Here is a 3,032-nt window from a genome sequence, read left to right as displayed (position 1 = left end):
CCAGCAGTACCGGAAAGCGCCATTCCAGTACTTCGGGGTCGGTGATGCGGGAGTTGGTCATGTGAGTGTGCACGGCGTCGGCGCCGTCGAAACCGGCCCCCGCGCCGGCCCCGCCGCAGATGGTTTCGTAGTATTGGTAGCGCGCGTTGCCGAAGGTGAAGTTGTTCATCGTGCCCTGGGAGGCGGCCAGCACGCCGAGCGCGCCGTACAAGGCGTCGACGATATGCTGCGAGGTTTCCACGTTGCCCGCCGCGACGGCCGCGGGATAGCGGGGGTTGAGCAGGGAGCCTTCCGGAATCCGGATTTCGAGCGGGCGGAGACAGCCGGCGTTCAGCGGAATATCGTCGTTCACCAGGGTGCGGAACACGTACAGGACCGCCGCCTTGCACACGGCGGCCGGCGCGTTCAGATTGTCCGGCTGCTGCGGCGAGGTTCCGGCAAAATCGATGAAGGCCCGCCGGTTTTTGGTATCGACCCGGATCGCCACGCGGATGACCGCGCCAGAATCCATCGTCACCGCGAATTCGCCGTCGGAAAGCCGTGCGATGACCCGCCGCACCGCTTCTTCCGCGTTGTCCTGCACATGCCCCATGTAGCGCCGGACCGTCGCCAGCGAATAACGTTCGAGCATGCCGCGCAGCGCCTGCATGCCTTTCAGGTTGGCGGCGATCTGGGCGCGGAGATCCGCCAGATTCCGGTCGGGGTCGCGGGCAGGATAAGGCTTTGCATTGAGCCAGTCGCGGATGGCCGATTCGCGTATGTGTCCGTTTTCGACGATCTTCAAGCCCGCACTCAGAACCCCTTCCTGGTCGATGGACGTGCTGCGGGGCGGCATCGAACCGGGAGTGATGCCGCCCACGTCGGCGTGATGACCGCGCGAGGCGAGATAGAAAAGGACCGATTCGCCCGTATCATCGTACAGCGGGGTAATTATCGTGATGTCCGGCAGATGCGTACCGCCGTGATAGGGAGAATTGATGAGCCAGACGTCGCCCGGTCGCAGGTCGTCCCCGTGACCCGCGATCAGCGCCTTGACGCTTTCGTCCATGGAGCCCAGATGCACCGGAATGTGCGGAGCATTGGCGACGAGCCCGCCGTTTCCGTCGAACAGCGCGCAGGAGAAGTCGAGGCGCTCCTTGATGTTCACCGAATGGGCGGTGTTTTGCAGCGTATAGCCCATGTCCTCGGCGACCGACATGAACAGCCGGTTGAAGATTTCGAGGCGCGCCGGATCGACGTGCTTTTCCGTCCGTTCCATCTTCGACGCGGTTGCCCGGCAGTCGGCTGTTTCACAAACGCTCAGTACGAGGTGATTGCGAGCGGTAATCTCGCCCTGCCAGCCCGGCTCGATGATCGTGGTCGAGTTGGGTTCGACCAATATCGCGGGCCCCTGCAACCGGACGCCCGGCTTCAGGTTCTCGCGCCGATAAACCGGCGTATCGTGATGGTTTCGGCCGGAATATATCCGGACCTTTGCGACCGGCTCCAGAGAAGCGTCGGGCACCAAGGGGCACACCGGTTCTTCGGCCGATTCGTTCAAGCCGGCCAGCTCCACGGTCGCGGTGTCCACCAGCAAGGCCTTGTCGGGGTAAACGAAGCCGAAGCGCTGGTGGTGCCGTTCCTCGAACCTCACCCGCATATCCGCCGAATCGCCGAACGGCACGGCGAACAGGGTGTCGGTACCCTCGTACCGGAGCATGGCCAGGCGAGCCGCGACGATCCGCTCCGGCGGGATGTCCTGGGTCATCAGTTCCGCGCGTCCTTCGACTTCTAACGCGTCGAGCACCGTCCGCAACTCCGGGACGGTGGAATCGTTCAACAGAGTCACGATCGCGCGTTCCTTGATGACACGGTAATCGGCGAGGCCCATGCCGTAAGCCGACAACACGCCGGCCAGAGGATGCAGAAAAATCCTGGAAATGCCGAGCCGCTCGGCGACCTTGCAGGCGTGCTGGCCGCCGGCGGCGCCGAAGCAGCACAGGACGTAATCGGCCAGATCGTGGCCGCGCTGCACCGAGATCTTCTTGATCGCGGCGGCCATGTTTTCCACCGCCACGTCGATGAAGCCTTCCGCCACTTCTTCGGACGAGAGCGCTTGGCCTGAGTCGGAACGGATGGTCTCGGCCAGTTCCCGGAATTTGCGCCGCACGATTTCCATATCCAGAGGCTGATTGCCGGTCGGTCCGAACACTTTCGGAAAGAATTCGGGACGTATCTTTCCGACCATCACATTGGCGTCGGTCACGCACAGAGGTCCTCCGCGCCGGTAGCAGGCGGGACCCGGATTGGCACCGGCCGAGTCGGGGCCGGCCCGAAAGCGGAGTCCGTCGAAATGCAGGAGCGAGCCGCCGCCCGCTGCGACCGTGTGAATATTGAGGATGGGCGCCCTGAGCCGAACGCCGGCGATCTCGGTTTCCTGGCTGCGTTCGAATTCGCCGGCGTAATGGGCCACGTCGGTGGACGTGCCGCCCATGTCGAAGGTGACGATACGATCGAAGCCGGCGAGACGGGAGACCGCCACCGCGCCGACGATGCCGCCGGCGGGACCCGAGAGAATGCTGTCCTTGCCCCGGAACCGGTGGGCATCCGCCAATCCGCCGTTGGACTGCATGAACAGCAGCTTGCGTTTTCGGTCTTGCGGCATTTCGTCTTTCAGACCGATGCCCAAACCGGCCGCCACCTGATCGACATAACGGCGCAGTACCGGGGACAGATAAGCATCCACCACCGTGATGTCGCCCCGTCCGATCAATTTCATGGCGGGACTGACGCGGTGGGAGAGGGAAATTTGGGTGTAGCCGATTGCCTTGGCCAGCTTTTCCAGTTCGAGTTCGTGATCGGGCGTCCGCCAGGCGTGCATGAGAACGACGGCGATCGACCGGAAACCTTCCCGGTAGGCCTTGGTCAATTGTTGTTCCGCTTCGCCGAGATCCAGCGGCTCCAGCTCCGAGCCGCGAGCGTCGTGCCGTCCCGCAATTTCGACGACCTTTTGGGAAAGCGGTTCGGGACGGCGGATATTCAGGGCGAAGATA

1 protein-coding gene is annotated in these 3,032 nt (G+C 63.5%); it reads right to left on the bottom strand.

What is annotated here, in order from left to right; all coding sequences use genetic code 11:
- A partial coding sequence (locus tag ABJK70_RS22655) for a hydantoinase B/oxoprolinase family protein (RefSeq protein ID WP_347259220.1) occupies positions 1-3,032 on the bottom strand: 3,032 nt, incomplete at both ends.

The organism is Methylocaldum sp. (assembly GCF_039794385.1).
Taxonomy (GTDB): domain Bacteria; phylum Pseudomonadota; class Gammaproteobacteria; order Methylococcales; family Methylococcaceae; genus Methylocaldum.
This window is presented reverse-complemented; position numbering and strand designations above follow the sequence as displayed.